Source organism: Kocuria sp. JC486 (assembly GCF_011602805.1).
In the GTDB taxonomy this organism is placed as follows: Bacteria; Actinomycetota; Actinomycetes; order Actinomycetales; family Micrococcaceae; genus Kocuria; species Kocuria soli.
On record NZ_JAAOZS010000001.1, the window covers coordinates 277,392 to 297,351 of the forward strand.

Consider the following 19,960-nt stretch of genomic DNA (forward strand, 5'->3'; position numbering starts at 1 on the left):
TCAGTCTCCCGCCGGGCGTCGGCCGAAGGTGACAGGGTCACCGCTGTAGTGCTCCAGAAATGCGCGCTGCTGTTCGTTGAGCCGCTCCGGGCGTCCTGACTCGCGTCCGATCTGGACGGTCGTGGACTGGCCGATCGCGTACACGGTTGGATCGTTCCCGGATTCTTCCTGCGTGTGATCGCACAGCCGGTAGTTGAGGACGTAGGACGTGGCGCCGATGTGGGAGACCCAGACCTCCACCGTGACCGGGTCCAAGCGGTAGTGCAGTTGCGCCAGATATTCGACCTCCTGCCGACCCACGACCTTGAGCCGCGTGCCGGACAGGTCACCGAAGCTCACGCCGTCGGGCACGCCCTCGATGCCTTGGGCGCGGGTGGCGCTCAGACGTACCCGAGCGTCCTCCAGGTACTGGAGCTGGGTCACGTTGTTGACGTGGCCGTAGGAGTCGATGTCCGCGAACCGCATCTGAATGGGAACCGCCAGGGAAGTCATGCCCACCATGCAACCACACCACTCGACCCGGCTGCCCCGACATTCCCGGCCGCGGTGCGGGTGACCGGTGCGGATGGCGGCCCCGCGCCCCGTACAGTAAGGGTCATGAGCTCTCAGCCGAATCCGCAACTGGAAAGCGATCCCACCCAGGCACTTCTGGACATGTTGGATCTCAGCGACGGCGGCGGGGTCCGGACCCTGGAAGACATCTTCGTGGGCCAGACGATCTCCTCCCCCAGGGGCTCCGTGTACGGAGGTCAGGTCATGGCCCAGGCGGTCACGGCGGCCATGCGGACGGTCGAGGAGGACCGGCAGATCCATTCGATGCACGGCTACTTCCTGCGGGCCGGAGACATCCACGAACCCATCACCTTCGGCGTGGAGCGCATGCGCGACGGACGTTCCTTCTCCACCCGGCGCGTCCACGCCTACCAGTTCGGCGCCCCGATCCTCTCCGGCATCTTCTCCTTCCAGACCGCTTCCGAGGGACTGGAGCACCAGGACACCTGCCCCAAGGGCATGCCGGACCCGGAGAGCCTGCCGACCGCGCAAGAGCTCCTGGGGCACATCGACCTTCCCCAGGCCAGGGCCATCGCCAAGGAACGACCTTTCGACATCCGCTACATCACCCCGGCGATCTATCTGAAGCCGGACGACCGGGAGGAACCGTTCAACGCCGTGTGGGTGCGCACGCACCGTCAACTGCCCGATGACCCGCGCATCCACCAGGCGGCCCTGGCGTACGTGTCCGACTACGTCATGTTGGAACCGGCACTACGACGCCACGGGAAGAGCTGGATCGAGGAGGGCATGACCATCGCGTCCTTGGACCACGCCATGTGGTGGCACCGCCCGGCGCGTGCCGACGAGTGGCTGCTCTACGTCCAGGCCTCCCCGTCGGCTTCCGGGGCAAGAGCGTTGGGCGAAGGGCGGATGTTCGACCGCGACGGAAACCTGGTGGCCACCACCATGCAGGAGGGCATGGTCCGTCTCCCGGAGTTCCGCTCGGGAAGCTGACCGCACCCGCCCCGGGGTGTCCTTACTGCGCCCACCGTCGTTGGTGGCTGCGGCACACCAGGATGCCCGCCACGGCCACCGCCAGGGCAACGACGGCGGCCACGGAGTAACCGGCCATCGCGGCGATGAACAGTCCCGCCCACGCCCCCACCGTGCCGGTGAACATGCTGATGGAGGTCAGCAAGGTGAAGTCCGCCCCGGCGTGGTGCGGCCGCGCCAGGTTGAGGTTCACGGCATAAATACCCGTTGTCGTCACGGTGTATCCGGCCAGGACCAGGCAGGTTCCGGCCACGGCCGACGTGGCCCCGACCCCGCTGTCGATGGGCAATGCGCCCGAGATCACGCCCAGCAGAGCCAGCCCACCCAGCAACTGCGTGGCGGCGCCCAGAACCATGGTCGGGGCGCGGCCCCAGCGGCGGCACAGGGAGCCGCCCAGCACCGCTGCCGCCAGAGCGGGAACGGAGGCAACCACGGAGGTCACCAGGCCGATCCGAGCAAGGGACCATCCCAGGTCCACCAGCGCGGGAGTCACCAGGGACCAGACCGCGGCCGACCCGAAGGACACCAGCGGCACGGCCACCAGCGCCCAGATGCGGGCACCGGGCACGCCCAGAACGCCGAGCATGCTGCGCAGACCGGGGCCGGGGGCCGCCGAGTCCTCCCGCGCGGGTTCCCGGTAGCGCAGGACGGGCAACATGGCGGCCGCCGTGCACAGCACCAGCAGGAGGACCGCAGCACGCCATCCCCAGAGGTCGTACACGAGGAGCGCGAGACCGCCACCGATCACGGTGCCGATGTAGCTCGCTCCCACTTGCACACCCGCGCCGCGATCGTGCTGGGTCACGGACAGACCTCGGACGGACAGCGCATCGGCGGCCACGTCCTGTGTCGCGGAGAAGAGCACGAAGGCGCCTGCCAGGACGATGATCGTCCAGAGCCCACGCACGGGATCCCCGACCAGGGCCAGGGCCAGGAGGCTGAGGATCATGAGGCTCTGCAGCAGGATGACCCACGCCCGGTGGTGTCCGGAGCGGGAACGTGGAGACCACCGGTCCAGCACGGGTGCCCACAGGAATTTCAGCGGCCAGGCCAGGCCCAGCAGTTGCAACGCCGAGAGCGTGGAGAGTTCCGCCCCGCCCGATCGCAGAATGCCCGTGAGCCCGGTCTGCAGGAAGGACGCGCCGATGAACTGAGTGGTGTAGAGCGCCCAGAGCAGCGTCCACAACTGCGTCGTCGTGTCCGTGGACCGGGAAGCGGAGGCCTGAATGGCGCCGTTCCCCTGGTCACCGGACCGGGTCGCGCGGTCAAGCGGGGTGTCCGTGGTGCTCATGCCGCCCTCCAGTAGGCCGTCGCGCAGATGTGGTCCCGGGGCACCGAGTACCGCGTGTGCAGAGCGGTGTTCAGCTGCCGGGTGTCGGCGGCCTCCACCGCGATCCAGTACCGGTCTTCGACCCCGGGAGAGTTCTGTTCCCAGTGGTCGAGCAGCTGGGCGGCAATGCCGTCGTGGTCGCCGGAACGGTGGACCCAGTGGACCGTGTGGAACTCGCCGGCCGAAACGGGCAGTTCCCGGTCCTCGGGGGTGCGGTGTTCGAGCCAGACCTCGACGGGAGTCTGCGGCACGGCCTCGAGGATCGCGTTGACCGCGGGAAGTGCCGCCGGGTCCCCGATCAGGACCGTTCGGCCCGTGAAGTCGGCATCCAGACCCGCGGGCGAGGTGCTCCCGGACCTGCGGCGTGACTTCTTCTGTTCCCACGGCGGCTTGCTTCCCAACAGGGAGGCCCTGATGCGTTCACCCGGCTGACACTGCCTGGCCCAGTCGGCCGCCGCGCCGTCGTGCAAGGCGAATTCGAGGCTGAACGTCCCGCTGCTCGGGTCCGGTTCCACCACGGTGAAGGCGCGCTGGTGGGTCTGTCCGGCGTCGTCGAACCAGAGGCGCAACCACATGGTGGGGTACGGGGCGCTGCGGGCCAGCAACCCGCCGTCGTCTACCTGCAGGCGCAGGTAGTTGGGACCCACCCGGTGGCGGGCGCGGACGGTGAGATGGGTCTCCGTCGATCCCAGCGCGCGTACGGCAAGTCTCTCCCACTCGAGTACCACGTGAGCTCCTCGGCTTTGGCTCGGTTTTTGGTCCGGCTTTGGTTCGGTTCTTGGCTCGATGTCGGCCATCCCGACGGCGCCGCGCGGAGGAGCGCCGCACCGTCAGGACCCACGTCTCGCCTGTGCAAGGCACCACGACGGAACCGACGGGGCAGGTCAGAGCGACCTTGCGAATCGGATCAAAAATTCCTGTCTGGGCTGGACGTGGTGGACATCATCTGTATTGTTAGGCCAACCTAACCCTTATTAGCGCAGATTGCCATGCGCTAATTTCGCGTGTCTCCCGGAGACGGAACGAACTGGAAGGTGCTCATCGCATGACCGCACACCCCGCAGACCCCCTGCTGAGCAGTACCACCGTGCCGGAGTTGATGGCTGCGGTGTCGGCCGCGACGGCCACCGGTGCTGCCCGGCTGGCGGAAGCCACGGACTCGCATTCGACGGCCACTTACGACGACCTGCGCCGGTCGATCGAATCCGTGAGTCTGGACAATCCGCTCGGGGACTTCGAGGCGGCCCTGGACGAGGTCGACAACCTGTGGCTGAGCCACGCCGTGTGGTTCCATCTGCCGCGCACCGCTGCCCACCTCAACTGCCCGGTGGCCGTGCCCGCCGTCGCCGCCGAGGCGCTTGCGGCAACGGTGAACACCTCCGTGGACACGTGGGACCAGTCCACGGCCGCGACCCTGATCGAACGGCAACTGCTGGCTTGGACCGGTCGACAGATCGGCTTCCCGGAGGGTGCGGACGGCATGTTCACCCCGGGTGGCACCACCTCCACGCTGCAAGCTCTGCTTCTGGCCCGGGACGAGGCATTGGAACGCAGCGCCGGCTCCCCCGGCGCCGAGCCCCGCCCGGTCCGCGCGGCACGGCTCCGGATCCTGGCCAGCGCCGAGAGCCACTTCTCCGTGGTCACCGCGGCCCGGATCCTGGGCCTGGACGACGACGCCGTGGTGATCGTCCCCGTCGACGAGGACGGACGGATGCGCCCGCGTGACCTGCGCGCCGCCCTGTGCGAGATAGAGCGCCAGGACCTGACGCCGATGGCCGTGGTGGCGACCGCGGGAACCACGGACCGCGGTGCCATCGACCCCTTGAGTTCCGTGGCCTTCGCCTGCCAGGAGCACGGGGTCTGGTTGCACGTGGACGCGGCGTACGGCGGCGGGCTGCTGACTTCTCACCGGCATCGCCACCGGTTGATCGGGATCGAGATGGCGGATTCGGTGACCGTGGACTTCCACAAGACCTGGTTCCAACCGGTCAGCTGCTCCGCGGTGATCGTGCGCGACCCGCGGACGTTGCGACACTGCACGCATCACGCGGCCTACCTGAATCCGGCTGACACCCCCGAGCCCAACCAGATCGATCGGTCCCTGCAGACCACGCGGCGTTTCGACGCCCTCAAGGTGTGGCTGACGCTGCGCTCGGTCGGCGCGGACCGGATCGGCGACATGCTCGACACGGTCGTGGACCTCGCGGCGGAGGTCGCCGACCTCATCGGGGAGGATCCCCGCTTCGAACTCATCTGCACGCCGTCCATCAGCACGGTGCTCTTCCGGTGGTCCCCGCCCGACGGGGGCCAGGCGGACCGGTGGACGAGGGCGATTCGTCGTCGGATCTGGGACTCCGGGCAGTCCACCGTGGCGGAGACCGAGATCGACGGGCGCCCGTGCCTCAAGTTCACGTTGCTCAACCCGGCGGCCACGGCGGAGGACCTGCGGGTCCTCCTGGGCCAGATCCACGAGGCTGGCCTGACCGTCTCCGGTGCCGGCGTCTCGGCAGACGTGAGCGGCGCCGCGGCCGACTCGTCCGTCATCACCTCCGCGGGGGTGATCGCGTGAAGTCGGCGAACGCACTGACCACGAACAAGCCCGGCGTCGACACCGACCGGGGCACCACCGAGGACCCGCTGGACCTGCTCTGCGTGGGGATCGGGCCCTTCGGACTGGGACTGGCCTGTCTGGCCGATCCCCTGGAAGACTTGCGCGTGGCCTTCCTGGACAAGGCCCCCGAGTTCAATTGGCACTCCGGGCTGCTCTTCGAGGACGCGACCCTGCAGGTCCCGTTCCTGGCGGACCTGGTCACCATGGCGGACCCCACCTCCCGCTTCAGCTACCTGTCCTGGCTCAAGCAGACGCAACGGCTCTACCCGTTCTACGTCCGGGAGTCGTTCTACCCGTTGCGGCGCGAGTACAACGACTACTGCCGGTGGGCGAGCTCCGAGGTCCGTGGGCTCCACTGGAACCAGGAGGTCGTGGACGTCACGCGGCCCGATCCCGAGGGCCCTTGGGCGGTCCGCACCGTGAGCACGGGCAAGGCACACACCGAGCAGGTCTGGTGGACCCGCCACCTGGTGGTGGGCACCGGCACCCGACCGACCCTCCCGGGCATGCTGCAGGATGCCGGGGCGGATGCCATCCACACCGCGGACTACCTGCACCGCCGGGAGGATCTGGTGTCCAGGGACCACGTGACGGTTCTGGGTTCGGGGCAGTCCGCGGCCGAAGTGGTCGTGGACCTCTTGGAGGCGACCGACGGGCCCGCCGTGGACTGGATCACCCGGTCCCCGCGGTTCTACCCCATGGAGTACTCCAAGCTCAGTCTGGAACTGACCTCGCCCGAGTACCTCGATCATTTCCGGGACCTGCCGGAGGACCAGCGCGACCGCATCAACGCCGATCAGCCCCAGCTGCACCGGGGCATCTCCGACGACACGATCAACCGACTGCACGAGGCGCTCTACGTTCGCCGCAACACGGGCGGCCGAGCCCCCGTCCGCATCCTGGCGGCCACGGCGTTGGAGTCCGTGGGGCACCACGACGGGCGGCTTCTGCTGGGTTGGACCCACACGGAGAACCACCGCGAGCGCCAGACCCTCACGGACGCCGTCGTCGCCGGTTCCGGGTACGAACCGACACCGGTGCCGTGGCTCGACCGCGTCCGCGGGGACCTGTTCACCGATGCCCAGGGCAGGTTGAGTCCGGACCGGCTTCACCGCGCCAACGCGGAGGGGACAGTTCACGTCCTGAACCACGGTGAGCACACGCACGCGCTCGTCGCACCGGACCTGGGGATGGGACCGTTGCGCAACGCCCACATCCTGGCGCACGTCACGGGAGCGGAGCCGTACCTGACCGAGTCCCGCACGACATTCCAGAGTTTCGGGCGGCTCCCCCAGACCGCCGGTCTGAAGGTGTTGACCTGCCCGGAGTCCACCGTTCATTTGGTGACGATTTCGCAGCGTGAGTTCACGTTGCGCCCCGTGAACGTCGACGTCGACGCGCCGTTGCTGCACGAATGGCTCTCGGCGCCCCGGGCGCAGGCCTGGGGACTGGTCGGTGCCGACGAGCGGAGGGTGGCTGCCGAGTACGAACGGATGCAGCAGGAGCCGTCCGAGCGCGCCTGGCTGCTCGAGGAGTCCGGGCGACCGATCGGTCTGGTGGAAACCTACGATCCCGCGTGTTCTCCGCTGGCCGCGGCCTATCCCGTGCGCGACGGCGACGTCGGGCTCCACCTGTTCCTGGCCCCCGCGGAGGCTCCCGTGCCGGGGACCAGCCGGGCGGCCATGGCCGCGGCTCTCGACCTGCTCCTGGCGGACCCGGCGGTCCAGCGCGTGGTGGTCGAACCCGACGCGGCCAACCACGCGATCCGGCGCATCAACCGCTGGGCCGGTTTCCTGGAGCAGGGTGAGGTCGACCTGCCGGACAAGACCGCGTGCCTGTCCTTCCTGGACCGTGCGAACCACCGCGACCCCTCCCGTCTGTCCCTGGACACTGCGGGCAGCGAGGACCACATTGACGCCCCGAACACTCTGAACACCGTGGAGGCCACCGCATGACTCTGCCCCTGACCCCCGCCCCCGACCTGGACCCGCACACCGTGGATCACCTCCAACGAGCCATGCTGGCCAAGATGTTCGCGGAGTTCACCCACGAACGGATCCTGCGTCCCCGGCCCTTCCGGGACGGCTGGGTGATCGACGACGACGGCGGCCATCCCCGGTGGAGCTTCCGGGCCACGGTGCACCCGTTGGAGCACTGGCGCGTTGACCCCGCCTCCATCCGCCGGCTCATGGAGGACGGTGCCGAGCAGGATTCCGACCGGGCGCTGGATCCGCAACAGGCCGTTCTGGATCTGAGGGAGACGCTGGGTCTGACGGACCGGGTTCTGCCGCTCTACCTGGAGGACCTTTCCGCCACGTTGCTGAGCGCCGTTCGTCGTCGTGCGCATGCTGCGCCGACCTCCGCGGACCTGGCCCGCAGTCCCCTCGAGGAGGTCGAACGGCACCTGGACGCCGGGCACCCCGGGTTCGTGGCCAGTTCGGGCCGCGTCGGCATGGGCGCCGTTCAGCAGGAGACCTGGGCACCGGAAGCGGAGCAGCCCACGAGCATCCTGTGGCTGGCCGCCCGCCGGAGTCTGTGCACGGTGGCGGTGAGCGCCGACATGGACGAGGAGACCCACCTGGGTCTGCACCTGCTGCCGGAGGAACGCAGGCGGTTCGAGGCCGCGGTGCGGACCGTGGGTGAAGACCCGGCGCAGTACACGCCGATCCCGGTGCACCCGTGGCAGTGGGAACACCGTTTGCTCCCGGGGATGCTGCCGGACGTGCTGCGCCACGACCTGATCCTGGTGGGACCCAGTGTGCACGGGTGGCGTGCCCAGCAGTCCGTGCGAACCTTTCTGGACGTCACGGACACCAGCCGGGACTACGCCAAGACCGCGCTGGGAGTGCACAGCATGGGTTTCCTGCGCGGGTTGTCTCCGGCCTACATGCGCGCCATGCCCGCGATCAGTGACTGGCTGCGCCAGATCGTGGACCAGGATCCGTTCCTCACTGAATCCGGGATCACGGTCCTGCGGGAGCGCTCCTCCGTGGGCTACACCGGCGATGCCCACCACCGCAGCGGGGTCACCTCCGATCACACCAAGCAGCTCGCCGGCCTGTGGCGGGAATCCCCCGTCGGGATGCTGGCTCCCGACGAACACGCGGCCAGCCTGGCCGGGGTGCTGCACGTCGACCGTGAGGGTCATCCCCTGATCGGCGCGTGGATCGAACGTTCCGGGGCGTCTGCGCAGCAGTGGGTGGAGGCTCTGCTCCGCGTGTACCTGGCGCCGGTGGCGCACCTGCTGTTGGCGCGCGGCACCGCGCTGATGCCCCACGGTGAGAACGTGATCCTGCGGTTGCGCGACGGCTTTCCGGTGGGGGCGTTCTGGAAGGACCTGGGTGAAGAGGTCGTGGTCCTGGACGATCAGGAACTGCCGCAAGGGCTGGAGCGCCTCCGGTCGGTCGTGGACCCGGAGGAACGCGAGCTGGCGATCCACACGGACGTGCTGGACGGGGTCCTGCGCCACCTCGCCGCCCTGTTGGACGCGCACGGCCTGCTGGCGGAGACCGAGTTCTGGTCCCTGGCCGCGCGGGTCCTGGACGAGCACCGCGAGCGCTTCCCGGAGTTATGGGAGGAGCTGGACCTGTTCCGGCCGGACTTCGCCCATTCCTGCCTGAATCGACTGCAGCTGCGGGATCCCCAGGCGATGGTCGACCTGGCTGACCCCGCCGGTTCGCTCATCCGGGCGGGCCGCCTGGACAACCCCCTGGCCACGTACCGGAACCGGAGCGGTGCCGATCCCCGTGATGCCGAAGACCTGGCGGTGGCGCGGTGATCCCGCCGGAGCTCGAAGGGCCGGGGTGGCGGGTCTTCCGCGACCCCGCCGGTGTGCCGCACGTACAGGCGGACACCGTCGAGTGCCTGGCCGAGGGTCACGGAGCCGTGACCGCGGTCGACCGGATCTGGGACCTCGAGGTCCTCCGACGCCGGGCGGAGGGGCGATCGGCATACCTTCTGGGCGCTGAGCATTCCGATGGAGATCATCTCTCCCTGTCTCTCGGCGTCGCGGAGACCGCACGACGGTGGTGGAACGCCGCCGCGCCCCAGGACCAGGAATTTTTGGCCGCCTATGCCCGGGGCGTCAACCGCTTTGCGGAGAACGCGTGGCGATCGTCTCAGCCCGTCACCGACCTGGGGGTGCAGGACAACGTGCCCGCGCCGTGGGAGCCCTGGACCCCGGTGGCCGCGCACCTGGAAATCCACGCGCTGGCGGGAAGCCTTCCCGAACAGCTGTGGCGGCGTCGGGTCCACGAGGTCCTCGGGGAGGACTGGAACCGCGTGCTGGACGCCGAGTCGCCGCGTTCGGCCGCCTCCAATGCGTGGTTGGTTCCGGAGCACCTGTCGGCCTCGGGTGCTCCGATGATCGCCGCCGACCCGCACCGGGTCATCGAGGAGTCCGGCCCGTACCAGCCCGTGTGCTTCTCCGCGCCGGGCTTGCGTGTCCGGGGGCTGGCGCTGGTCGGGTTGCCCGGAGTCCCCCATTTCGGTCGCACTGAGGGAGCGGCGTGGGCCATCACGGCCTCGATGACGACGACGGAAACCGTGCGCACCGTCGTCGTCGAACGCCGCAGTGCGGAGTTGATCGAGGTGACCACGGGGACGCCGCTCACGCAGCGACGGGTGACCGTGGCCGGTGCCAACGGGTCTTCGGACGAGCGGTGGATCCGAACACTGGACGGTGCCGCGGTGCTGCCCGGTGACGGTTCGTTCGAGGAGCGTGTCCGTGACCTGCCCGAGGGTCAGCGGATGGAGCTCACCGTGGTGAAGCCGGCCCAGGACCGCGCGCCCGCGGGCGCGATGACCGCCACCCGCACCTTGCTGTCCTCCATGACCACAGACGACGTGGTCGAGGCCCTGGCCGGATGGGTGCTCCCGGTCAACGACGTGGTGGCGGCGGACTCGAACGGGTCGTGTGTGCACCTGGTCGCGGGGCAACACGCGGGCGCACCCGAACCGCCGACCGCCGTGGCGGAGCTGACGATCCGGGCGAATCAACGCCCCGCGGATCCCGCGCAGTCCGCCGCACGTCTGGGTTGCGCACCGCCGCACCGTGCCGACCGCGCCCGTGAGCTGTTGACCGCTGCCCTGGACCACCAGTCCGAGGACGGCCCGGGACGGATCGGCCACGACGACCTCTTGGCCGCCCAGCTGGACACCCTGCTCCCCCACTGGCCGCCCTTGCTGCGAGATCTGCTGGACGACGACGCGGCGGTTTCCGAGCCGCTGTCCGACCCCGCCCGCGCCCTGCGAGAGCGCCTGCTGGCTTGGGACGGTTCGATGGCGGCGGAGAGCCGGGACGCCGCCACATTCGCCGCATGGCGGGACGAGTTCGCGCGGGTCCTGGCGGACAGCGAACCTCTGCGTGCCTTAGGTGAATCCACAGGTCTGCCGGAGCTCTGGACCCCCTTCCTGGACCCGACCGCGCGGGTGGGCCTGGCGCTCGAGAGCATCGTTCGTCACGGAACCTCGGTGGGTCTGGATCCACGACGAGCGGCCGCGGAGGCCCTGGAGACGGTGGCCGCGCGCGTCGTGGCTGCACGCGAGGCGCCGGAGGTGACCTGGGGGCGGGCGCACCGCTTCGCTCCCTGGCGGGCCCACTCGGCGCTGCCTCCCTTCCCGACCGTGGACCTCGGCGGGGACACCGACTGCCTGCTGGCCGCGGGGACGCTACCCGGGAAGGGCACCGGATGCGTCCGGGTACCGGCGGCTCGGGTGCTGTGGGACCTGGCGGACCCCGCCGCCTCGCTGTGGATCACCCCGGACCCCGTCGACCGGGGAAGTCTGGGAACCACGCCGCTGGACAGTTGGGCGCGGGGCGAGGTCGATCAGGCGCTCCCGTGGGTGCCCCCGGGTTCGGCCGGCCCCACGGACCGCCGGTTGCCCCTCGGCGACGCCGCCGCTCACCTCCCGCAGGGCAGCCTCCCTCCGGGAACCACCCTCCCCGTGGCGTTGCGTCCGCTGGATCCCGTGGCCGACCTGTCGACCGTCCACGAATGGGTCCGCCGGCCGCGCGCGCGGTTCTGGGGCATGACGGAGTTGTCCGCCGAGGAAGTGGGCGCGATTTACGCCCTCATCCGATTCTCGCCGACCCATGACGCGTGGATCATCGAAGCGGACGGACAGCCGATCGGGATTTTCCAGACCTACCAACCCCACGGTGATGCAGCCGGAGCCATGTTCCGGGTGGAACCAGGGGATCTGGGAATGCACCTGCTCCTGGCCGACACCGGGCAGCGGATCCACGGGCTGACCGGGGCGCTGAGCGTCATGCTGGCACGTCAGGTGCTCTCGGCCGGAACGCGGCGGGTGGTCGTGGAACCAGATGTCTCCAACCACCTGGCGTTACGGCGCATGCAGGCACTCGGTTTCGAACTGGGCCCGGAAATCCAACTGCCCGGCAAGACCGGGCGGCTGGCCTTCTACACCCCGGAACCGGACGCAGATTCCTGAGGTTCGGCATCACCGGTACCTCCGACGCCATCAGTGGCGCCTGAGGTACCGGAGGTACCGGTGATGCCGTCGCCGTTGCGGCCCGTGCCGCCGGATCCCCCACCCCTGAGGCCACGCATGAGCGCGTAGGCCAGGTAACACAGAGCCACGAACGGGACGGTGAAGTAGAGCGCGGAGCGCTGATTGGGGTCGAAGACGATCAGCAGGCAGGAGGCCAGGCTCATGACCAGAGCTGCCAGCGGCACGAACGGGTACCCCGGAACCGGATAGGTCAGTTCCTGAACCGTGTGGCCCGCGGCGATCCACCGCCGCCGGAAATTCAGTTGGGACCAGGCAATGGCCACCCACACGAGCATCACGGCCAGCCCGGAAATGGACACCAGCACCAGATAGACGGTTTCGGCAGCCACCACGGAGCTCAGCAGCGCGAGCAGGCCGCCGATCATGCTGGCCGCGAGCGCCAGGGACGGCACGCCGAACCGGTTGACCTTGGTGAAGGCCCGCGGGATCGTGCCTTCATTGGCCAGCGACCACAGCATGCGGGTCGAGGCGTAAAGGCCTGAATTCGCAGCCGAGAGGATGGCGGCCAGGATCACGACGTTCATGATGTCCGCTGCGAACGGCACCCCCATGGCACTGAAGACCGTTACGAACGGGCTCTCGTCCACCCCGGCTTCCTTCCACGGGATCAGGGCCGCCATGACCACCATCGAGCCGATGAAGAACACGCTCAACCGCCACAGTGTGGCGTGAATGGCCTTGGGCACCGTGCGCGACGGGTCCTTGGTCTCCCCCGCCGTGACCCCGATCAGCTCCGTACCGGAGAACGCGAACGTCACGGTGAGCATGGTGGCGAACACCGCGCCGATCCCGTTGGGGAACAGCCCGCCGTCCGTGAGATTGCCGAGGCCCGGGGCGCCGTCGTAACCGTCCATCCGGATGAGGCCCACGATGCCCAGGACGCCCAGGACGATGAACGCGATGATCGCGGCCACTTTGATGCTCGACAGGGCTGTCTCTGCCTCGGCGAAGGCACGGACGGACACCACGTTCAACACGAAGATCAGCACGATGAAGAACGCACTCCAGGCCCAGACGGGCGTGTCCGGGAACCAGCGCTGCATGATCAGTCCGGCTCCGGTGAATTCGGAGCCCAGTGCGATCGTCCAGGTCAACCAGTAGAGCACCGCCACGGTGAACCCGGTGGCCGGGCCGATGTAGCGGGTGGCGTAGACGTGGAACGCACCGGTCTCCGGCATGGCCACGCTCAGCTCTCCCAGGCACATCATGACCAGGTACACCAGCACCGCCCCGACCGCGTAGGCCAGGACCGTGCCGAACGGACCCGCTTGACTGATGGTGTACCCGGAGCTCAGGAACAACCCGGTCCCGATCACCCCTCCGAAGCTGATCATCATCAGGTGCCGTGTGCTCATCTTGCGGCGCAGCGTGGTCTCCGGTTCCCGTACGGCCTGGGCTTCTGTCATGGGGAGACCCTAAGACGGGGGTGCCCGGGAGGCCGCGATAGCGTGGCGTTCATGACCCTTCGTGACCTGTTGGACAACCATGTGGTGGTGCTTGACGGCGCGCTGTCGACGCAACTCGAGGACCTTGGCGTGGACACCTCGAACGCCCTGTGGGGCGCGCTGGCCCTGGACACGGACACGGTCGCGATCACCCGCGTGCACACCGCGTACTTCGACGCCGGGGCGCACGTGGCCACGACCAACACCTACCAGGCCACCGTTCCAGGTTTCCTCGCCGCCGGGTACGACGACGCCGCGGCCACCCGGCTGATCGGCCGCGGCGGTGAACTGGCCCTGGCCGCCGCACAGCACCACCGCTCGTCCGGACACGGTGCCGAGGCCCTGGCTGCAGGCAGTATCGGCCCGTACGGCGCCTATCTGGCCGACGGCTCCGAGTACACGGGGAACTACGACCTGAGCGCCGAGCAGTACCGAGAGTTCCACCGGCCGCGGATCGTCGCGCTGCACGACGCCGGGGTGCGTACGTTCGCGGTGGAGACGCAGCCGCGGGTGGACGAGGTGCTGGCCGTTCTGGACGAACTCGCCGCGTTGCCCCAGGCGGAGGCATGGGTGTCGTTCCAGCTGCGCGACCCCGCCACGTTGGCCGACGGAACGCCGCTGACTGATGCCGTGACCCGGGTGGACGCCTGGGCAAGCGCCCACCCCGGGGTGGTGGCGGCGGTGGGCATCAACTGCGTGGCTCCCGAACTGGTGGCGCCCGCGCTACAGGCGATGCGCCCCCTGACCGATCTACCGCTGCTGTGCTACCCGAACTCCGGAGACACCTACGATCCCGTGTCCAAGACCTGGCAGACGGCCGAGAGCCACGACCGCTTCACCGCTCACGTTCAGGAATGGGTCGGCCTGGGTGCCCGGATGATCGGCGGCTGCTGCCGCACGACGCCGTCGGACATCGGCGAAATCACACGCCGTCTGGCCCCCACGACCCCCTGAAACCGCGCGAACCCTCGCGAAACTGCCGCGTCAACGTCTGATGCGGCAGTTTCGCGAGGGTTCGGCGGGTGTGGGGAGCCTCAGTCGCGGGTCAGGCGGCGGTGGGTGACCCGCTTGGGACGGGCGGCCTCCGGGCCGAGACGCTCGACCTTGTTCTCCTCGTAGGACTCGAAGTTGCCTTCGAACCAGTACCAGTTGTCCGGGTTCTCCTCCGTGCCCTCCCAGGCAAGGATGTGGGTGGCCACTCTGTCCAGGAACCACCGGTCGTGAGAGATCACGACGGCGCAGCCCGGGAAGTCCAGCAGTGCGTTCTCGAGGGAACCGAGGGTTTCGACGTCGAGGTCGTTCGTGGGCTCGTCCAGCAGCAGCAGGTTGCCGCCCTGCTTGAGGGTCAGCGCCAGGTTCAAGCGGTTGCGCTCACCACCGGAGAGCACGCCGGCCTTCTTCTGCTGGTCCGGGCCCTTGAACCCGAACGCGGAGACGTAGGCGCGCGACGGCATTTCGACCTGGCCGACGTTGATGTAGTCCAGCCCGTCGGAGACGACCTCCCACAGCGACTTCTCCGAGTCGATGTTCTCGCGGTTCTGGTCCACGTAGGAGATCTTGACGGAGTCGCCGACCTTGAGGTCGCCGCCGTCCTTGTCCTCGATGCCCACGATGGTCTTGAACAGCGTGGACTTACCCACACCGTTCGGACCGATCACACCCACGATGCCGTTACGCGGCAGGGTGAAGGACAGCCCGTTGATCAGCGAGCGTTCGCCAAAGCCCTTCTGTAGGTCCTTGGCCTCGATGACCTGGTTGCCCAGGCGCGGTCCCGGGGGAATCTGGATCTCTTCGAAGTCCAGCTTCCGGGTCTTCTCCGCCTCCGCAGCCATTTCCTCGTAGCGGGCCAGACGGGCCTTGGACTTGGCCTGACGGCCCTTGGCGTTGGAGCGCACCCAGTCGAGTTCGTCCTTGAGGCGCTTGGCCTGCTTGGCGTCCTTCTTGCCCTGGACCTCCATGCGCTTGGCCTTGGTGTCCAGGTAGGTGGAGTAGTTGCCCTCGTAGGGGTAGAGGCGGCCGCGGTCGACCTCACAGATCCATTCCGCCACGTGGTCCAGGAAGTACCGGTCGTGGGTCACGGCCAGGACGGCACCCGGGTAGGAAGCCAGGTGCTGTTCGAGCCACAGCACGGACTCGGCGTCCAGGTGGTTGGTGGGCTCGTCCAACAGCAGCAGATCCGGCTTCTCCAGCAGAAGCTTGCACAGGGCCACACGACGGCGCTCGCCTCCGGAGAGGTTGGTCACGGGGGTGTCACCCGGCGGGCAGCGAAGGGCGTCCATGGCCTGCTCGAGCTGAGAGTCCAGGTCCCACGCGTTGGCGGCGTCGATGTCCGTCTGCAAGGCGCCCATCTCTTCCATGAGGGCGTCGAAGTCTGCATCCGGCTGGGCCATCTCTTCCGAAATGGCGTTGAAGCGGTCCAGCTTGGCCTTGATCTCGCCAACGCCTTCTTGGACGTTGCCGAGCACGGTCTTTTGTTCGTTCAGCGGCGGTTCCTGCAGCAGGATGCCCACCGAGTACCCCGGGGACAGACGCGCCTCACCGTTGGAGGGCTCGTCCAGCCCGGCCATGATTTTCAGGATGGTGGACTTACCGGCACCGTTGGGACCGACCACGCCGATCTTGGCACCCGGATAGAACGACATCGTGACGTCGTCGAGAATGACCTTGTCGCCCACTTTTTTGCGGGCCTTGTTCATGGTGTAAATGAATTCCGCCATGACCACCAGGCTACCCGGGGCTCCCGGTGCCCGAGCAATCCTCGCCGCCCGGGCACCGGGGTTTCGTCTGACCGCGTACTACCGCCTCAGACGCCGGTGGCCTCCAGGTCGGTCACGGAGACCTCGATCTCGGACTCCCGGTCCAGAGAATGCGAGTCCTCAGCGGCCCGGTGCGGCCCGCCCACCATCGGGCCCGTGCTCCCCCGTTGCCCGGTCATGGGATCCACGTCGGCGTCCTGGCTCCCGTCTCGAACCTCACCCGTGGCGGGGTCGTAGTCCGGGTCCTGGGCGGTGGCCCCGACCGAATCCAATGAGTGCTGTGGGGCCTCCCTCTCGGACGGGGCACCCCGGGCGCCGGCACGCGTGTACGTGGCGCTGCCCATGGCCAGATCGGGCCCCAGTGCGGAGGCTTCGATCTCCACGCTCCGGTTGCGGGCCCCCGATTCATTACTCCACTCCCTGATCTTGAGGCGTCCTTGGATCAGAACCGGGTCACCGACGCGTAGTGAAGCCACCACGTTGTCAGCCATGTAGCGATAGCAGTTGACCGTGTACCAATTGGTCATCCCGGTGTCCACCCACTCGCCCTTCTCCGGGTCGAACCGCCGGGATCTGGAGGCCAAGCGGAAGTCGGTGACGTGAACGTTGTTGGGGGTTTGGCGCAGCTTCGGTTCCGTGGCCACGAAGCCACGCACCGTGATCGTGTCAGTCATGAGTGCTCCTGATCAGACGGGCCGTGCCCTCGCGGCAGGCCGGGTGTTCCCCTGATCCAGGGAGGCTCCCCGGAGGGTTGACTCCAGAGTGGCGTCCGGTCGCGGTATGTGCGTGACCTGGATGGCGGGTTTGAGCACAGTTCCTGGTGTGCGACGGCGTCGTCGTGGCTGTGGAGGATCAAGCCCGTGGACTGGAACGCCGGAATCGGGAAACCCCACGGACCGGTCCCGGCACTGGGTTCGTTAGACTGTCCCGGCCAGCCTCGGTAGCTCAGTGGATAGAGCAGGAGCCTTCTAATCTCTTGGTCGGGGGTTCGACTCCCTCCCGGGGCGCCAGATGTCCTGAATCAGGTCATGATTGTCAGAAGGGTCGTGGAACTTTATGGTTCCGGGACCCTTCTGTCATATATGGGGTAGGGCTCACCAGCTGCGGGCTGGTCGAAGCCCCCATCCCATCTCGGTGACATGCGCGGTACTTAAACTCACCCGCCAGCCCTACTATCACTGGCTTGCGAACGAGCCCTGGATTGGTGATGTCGCTGAGCGATTGAACCGGAGAACGGCGCACCGACGCCAGACTGAGCACTTGGTTCTGGTTCAGCCCTGCTTCGCCACTGAGGAGAGCGGCGGCCGTTTGGTGATGGCTCTTCTATCCGATGCGGCCCTGTTGCACCGGAGGGGGCCACCGCAACTGACGCGAGCTGAGGCCGCAGGCTCCGTCTAAGCGCCCCGCACGAATGGTGCGGGGCCCTTCTCATGTTGCTTGGCTCCGGTGTCACTACGATGAACTCATGTCACGCACCTCGCCGTTGTTGGAGGTCAGGGGCCTTTCCTGCGGGTACCTGGGTGAACCTGTGTGCGGCACAGTCACCTTTACACTCCACCCCGGGGAGGTACTGGGCGTCGTCGGATTGAACGGGACGGGCAAGTCGACAGTGCTGCGCACAATTGCCGGCCGGCAGGACCCGCTGGATGGCACCGTCCGATTCAAGGGCGCAGAACGCGTGGAGGCCTCGGCCGCCTGGAGACGCGCCGTCGCTGCCGTTTTCGACGACGACACCTGGTTCCCGGGTCTGACAGCCAAGGAGCACCTGGAGCTCGTGGCTGCCGGGCATTCCATGCCCAGCCCGGTCGAGGTGGTGGAACGCGAACTCGATTTCTTCGGGCTGACGCACAGGGCGCATGCCTATCCGGAAGCGTTGTCCTCCGGACAGCGCCGGCGTCTCCTGTTGGCCGCCGCCTTCCTGAGACCGTCTGAACTGGTGATGCTGGACGAACCGGAACAGCGCCTGGACCCGGTGATGACCGTGGATCTCGGTCAACGGCTGTCACAACACGTGCAATCCGGGGCTGCGGCGGTCGTCGTCACCCATGACCCCGACCTACTCATCCAGGTGACCGACCGGTGCCTGGTGATCGACGACGACGTCCGCACCGCGCCCGCCGCGGAGGCTGCTGCACTCATCCGGGGGCAGGGTCGGTGAAAGACGCTCCGGACTCGACAGAAGGCACCACCGACTTCGACCCTTGGGCTCGAGCACGGGCGCTGGCGGGGGCTCGGGTCTCCGTTCCGTGGGGTGAGCGTTTCATCACCGTGTACACGCAGGTCTTTTCGGCCATCGTGGCTGTCGCGGCTGTGGGCAGCGTTCTGCATTTCTCGGGCTCCGCATATCCCCAGTGGCGAATGCTTGCCACCCCGTTTGCCGTTGACACCGGTATGTCCCCTTGGCCGACCTTCGTTCTGCTGGTCGTGACTATCGGGTCGGTTGCGGTGTGGGTGCTGCGAGGTGTGGGGCCCGTGTCTGCTGCGCAGGCCGATCTTGTCTGGGGTTTCCAACTTCCGGTCGACCGCCGGCCGTTCCTCGAGCGGTCGCTACGACGTGCTGTCTTCCGGGCGTCGCTCGTGTCATTTCTCGCCGCCTGCACATGCGGAGCGGCGGGGTGGGCCGTGTCCGGAAATCCGGCCGCCGCGCTGGTCCCCGCTTCGCTTGTTGCACCACTGGGGCCCCTTACGGTCGGACTCTCCGTGATGTCGCAGACCCGTGACCGTTCTTCCCAAAGGTGGGCCGGCGCGCTGCACAAGGTACCGGCGTTCGTGGCCTTCCTGGTGTTCGCAACTGCCGTCATACGTCTGATGCAGCAGGTTCTGTGGCACGGGGATGCGACCGCGGGCGGCACACTGGAGAAGTCCGTGTCAGGAACTCACTTCTTGAACCCCGATCTATGGATGGGTGCGACGGCGGTGCTCACGCTGGCGGCTTCCTGGTGGCAGCTCCGCACGGCGAGCGCCCACCTATCGGCGCTGTCATGGCAGTCCCTGTCCGAGGGCGCGGGCAAAGCCACCATGTCCGGGGTGGCCGTGCGCAGCCTGGACGTCCAGGATCTCTACCGGTCCATGACACCGCACGCCCGGTCGGACGCTCGGCCCTCTCGGCTGCTCCCCCGCCGCCCCGTTGCACCGTGGGCAGCCCTGGCGCGGGCCGAAGCCGTGGGGTGGCTGCGGTTGCCGGGCATACCGCTTCTCTGGTCTGCCACCTGCTCGCTCGCCGTCGTCCTGGTCGCCACTCCCGGACTCAGCACAGGGCTGAGCGTGGCCCTGACGCTGCTCGTCCTGGGCCTGATCGCCGGGGACCTGGTGGCTGCCTGCACCCGGGTGTCCGCGCTCAACCCTGATGCCGAGGCCGTGCTCCCGGTCGGCCGGATGCAGGCAGATGTTGCTCGGACCCTGGTGCCCTGCCTGCTGATGGCAGCCTGGGGCGCGGCCGCTGTCGGGGCCTGCGGGCTGATGACGGGCGCGCCTGCCGTCGCCGTCATGGGGTTGTTCGCAGGCTGGGGTGTGGGGGCATCGGCGGTGGCCGGCGCACGACGCCCACCGATCGACTGGGGCGGCGCGATGGTGATGACGGACACCGGGCCGGTTCCCGTGGGGGTCATGGGTCAGATCGCGGCGGCCCACACGGCCGGCGCCATCAGTTTCCTGCCCGCGCTAGTTGTACCTGGCCATGACGTTGGTAGCAGCGGGTCGGGTTGAACGAGGGAGAACCTCCGAGTGGGATGTGGCT

Annotated in this window: 14 protein-coding genes and 1 tRNA gene; 9 read left to right on the plus strand and 6 right to left on the minus strand. The window is 68.3% G+C overall.

Translation table 11 applies throughout. The features are described 5' to 3' along the window. On the minus strand, window positions 1–492 hold the full coding sequence (locus tag GWK18_RS01235) for a thioesterase family protein (RefSeq protein ID WP_166832629.1): 492 nt from the start codon (window positions 490–492) through the stop codon (window positions 1–3). A 105-nt stretch (window positions 493–597) separates the two neighbouring features. On the opposite strand from GWK18_RS01235, the gene GWK18_RS01240 reads away from it, so the two are divergent. Continuing rightward, window positions 598–1,509 carry an acyl-CoA thioesterase II gene (locus tag GWK18_RS01240; protein WP_209280886.1) on the plus strand — a complete coding sequence of 304 codons (912 nt, stop codon included), beginning with the start codon at window positions 598–600 and terminating at the stop codon, window positions 1,507–1,509. A 22-nt stretch (window positions 1,510–1,531) separates the two neighbouring features. Here GWK18_RS01240 and GWK18_RS01245 read toward each other — a convergent pair whose 3' ends face one another. Further along, complete coding sequence (locus GWK18_RS01245; protein ID WP_166832631.1) at window positions 1,532–2,839, minus strand: MFS transporter; 1,308 nt, start codon at window positions 2,837–2,839, stop codon at window positions 1,532–1,534. Beyond that, window positions 2,836–3,606, minus strand: coding sequence for a siderophore-interacting protein (locus tag GWK18_RS01250; protein WP_348535791.1), 771 nt, complete (start codon window positions 3,604–3,606; stop codon window positions 2,836–2,838). Before GWK18_RS01250 ends, GWK18_RS01245 begins: the two co-directional genes overlap by 4 nt. A gap of 317 nt (window positions 3,607–3,923) precedes the next feature. On the opposite strand from GWK18_RS01250, the gene GWK18_RS01255 reads away from it, so the two are divergent. Genes GWK18_RS01255 through GWK18_RS01270 form a run of 4 tightly spaced genes read left to right on the plus strand, consistent with a single transcriptional unit; the run spans window position 3,924 to window position 11,942 of the window. Beyond that, window positions 3,924–5,447, plus strand: coding sequence for a pyridoxal-dependent decarboxylase (locus GWK18_RS01255; protein ID WP_166832635.1), 1,524 nt, complete (start codon window positions 3,924–3,926; stop codon window positions 5,445–5,447). After that, window positions 5,444–7,444 (plus strand): GNAT family N-acetyltransferase, encoded by a 2,001-nt coding sequence (locus tag GWK18_RS01260; protein ID WP_348535792.1) that lies wholly within the window; start codon window positions 5,444–5,446, stop codon window positions 7,442–7,444. The genes GWK18_RS01255 and GWK18_RS01260 overlap by 4 nt, the downstream gene beginning before the upstream one ends. Beyond that, window positions 7,441–9,267: an IucA/IucC family protein gene (locus GWK18_RS01265; RefSeq protein ID WP_166832637.1), complete on the plus strand. Its 1,827-nt coding sequence runs from the start codon at window positions 7,441–7,443 to the stop codon at window positions 9,265–9,267. The genes GWK18_RS01260 and GWK18_RS01265 overlap by 4 nt, the downstream gene beginning before the upstream one ends. Further along, complete coding sequence (locus GWK18_RS01270; protein WP_348535793.1) at window positions 9,264–11,942, plus strand: GNAT family N-acetyltransferase; 2,679 nt, start codon at window positions 9,264–9,266, stop codon at window positions 11,940–11,942. The genes GWK18_RS01265 and GWK18_RS01270 overlap by 4 nt, the downstream gene beginning before the upstream one ends. On the opposite strand, the gene GWK18_RS01275 is transcribed toward GWK18_RS01270, so the two are convergent. Continuing rightward, the gene (locus GWK18_RS01275) at window positions 11,912–13,429 is read right to left on the minus strand and encodes an amino acid permease (RefSeq protein WP_209280887.1); all 1,518 of its coding nucleotides are present in this window, start codon (window positions 13,427–13,429) and stop codon (window positions 11,912–11,914) included. The two genes, GWK18_RS01270 and GWK18_RS01275, sit on opposite strands and share 31 nt — an antisense overlap. Before the next feature lie 51 nt (window positions 13,430–13,480). Here GWK18_RS01275 and mmuM point away from each other — a divergent pair, with 51 nt between their 5' ends. Beyond that, window positions 13,481–14,422 carry a homocysteine S-methyltransferase gene (gene mmuM, locus GWK18_RS01280; protein WP_166832639.1) on the plus strand — a complete coding sequence of 314 codons (942 nt, stop codon included), beginning with the start codon at window positions 13,481–13,483 and terminating at the stop codon, window positions 14,420–14,422. Between the two features lie 80 nt (window positions 14,423–14,502). Here the strand turns inward: mmuM and ettA are convergent, their stop codons facing one another. Together ettA and ssb are read right to left on the minus strand one after the other, a co-directional pair. Beyond that, window positions 14,503–16,185: an energy-dependent translational throttle protein EttA gene (gene ettA, locus GWK18_RS01285; protein ID WP_166832641.1), complete on the minus strand. Its 1,683-nt coding sequence runs from the start codon at window positions 16,183–16,185 to the stop codon at window positions 14,503–14,505. A gap of 86 nt (window positions 16,186–16,271) precedes the next feature. Beyond that, on the minus strand, window positions 16,272–16,898 hold the full coding sequence (ssb, locus tag GWK18_RS01290; RefSeq protein WP_123823757.1) for a single-stranded DNA-binding protein: 627 nt from the start codon (window positions 16,896–16,898) through the stop codon (window positions 16,272–16,274). Window positions 16,899–17,158: 260 nt separating this feature from the next. On the opposite strand from ssb, the gene GWK18_RS01295 reads away from it, so the two are divergent. The 3 genes from GWK18_RS01295 to GWK18_RS01305 all read left to right on the plus strand — a co-directional run bounded on the left by GWK18_RS01295 (window position 17,159) and on the right by GWK18_RS01305 (window position 19,929). Beyond that, window positions 17,159–17,234: transfer RNA gene (locus GWK18_RS01295), tRNA-Arg, on the plus strand. Window positions 17,235–17,689: 455 nt separating this feature from the next. Beyond that, on the plus strand, window positions 17,690–18,382 hold the full coding sequence (locus GWK18_RS01300; protein ID WP_166832643.1) for an ABC transporter ATP-binding protein: 693 nt from the start codon (window positions 17,690–17,692) through the stop codon (window positions 18,380–18,382). A 233-nt stretch (window positions 18,383–18,615) separates the two neighbouring features. Then, window positions 18,616–19,929, plus strand: coding sequence for a DUF6297 family protein (locus tag GWK18_RS01305; RefSeq protein WP_245192699.1), 1,314 nt, complete (start codon window positions 18,616–18,618; stop codon window positions 19,927–19,929). The last annotated feature ends 31 nt before the right edge of the window (window positions 19,930–19,960 follow it).

Bases quoted from the DNA above. Each gene is read 5' to 3' on its own strand.
- GWK18_RS01235 (WP_166832629.1), bottom strand. From the start codon at position 492: ATGACTTCCCTGGCGGTTCCCATTCAGATGCGGTTCGCGGACATCGAC.
- GWK18_RS01240 (WP_209280886.1), top strand. From the start codon at position 598: ATGAGCTCTCAGCCGAATCCGCAACTGGAAAGCGATCCCACCCAGGCA.
- GWK18_RS01245 (WP_166832631.1), bottom strand. From the start codon at position 2,839: ATGAGCACCACGGACACCCCGCTTGACCGCGCGACCCGGTCCGGTGAC.
- GWK18_RS01255 (WP_166832635.1), top strand. From the start codon at position 3,924: ATGACCGCACACCCCGCAGACCCCCTGCTGAGCAGTACCACCGTGCCG.
- GWK18_RS01265 (WP_166832637.1), top strand. From the start codon at position 7,441: ATGACTCTGCCCCTGACCCCCGCCCCCGACCTGGACCCGCACACCGTG.
- GWK18_RS01275 (WP_209280887.1), bottom strand. From the start codon at position 13,429: ATGACAGAAGCCCAGGCCGTACGGGAACCGGAGACCACGCTGCGCCGC.
- mmuM (WP_166832639.1), top strand. From the start codon at position 13,481: ATGACCCTTCGTGACCTGTTGGACAACCATGTGGTGGTGCTTGACGGC.
- ettA (WP_166832641.1), bottom strand. From the start codon at position 16,185: ATGGCGGAATTCATTTACACCATGAACAAGGCCCGCAAAAAAGTGGGC.
- ssb (WP_123823757.1), bottom strand. From the start codon at position 16,898: ATGACTGACACGATCACGGTGCGTGGCTTCGTGGCCACGGAACCGAAG.
- GWK18_RS01300 (WP_166832643.1), top strand. From the start codon at position 17,690: ATGTCACGCACCTCGCCGTTGTTGGAGGTCAGGGGCCTTTCCTGCGGG.
- GWK18_RS01305 (WP_245192699.1), top strand. From the start codon at position 18,616: ATGTCCCCTTGGCCGACCTTCGTTCTGCTGGTCGTGACTATCGGGTCG.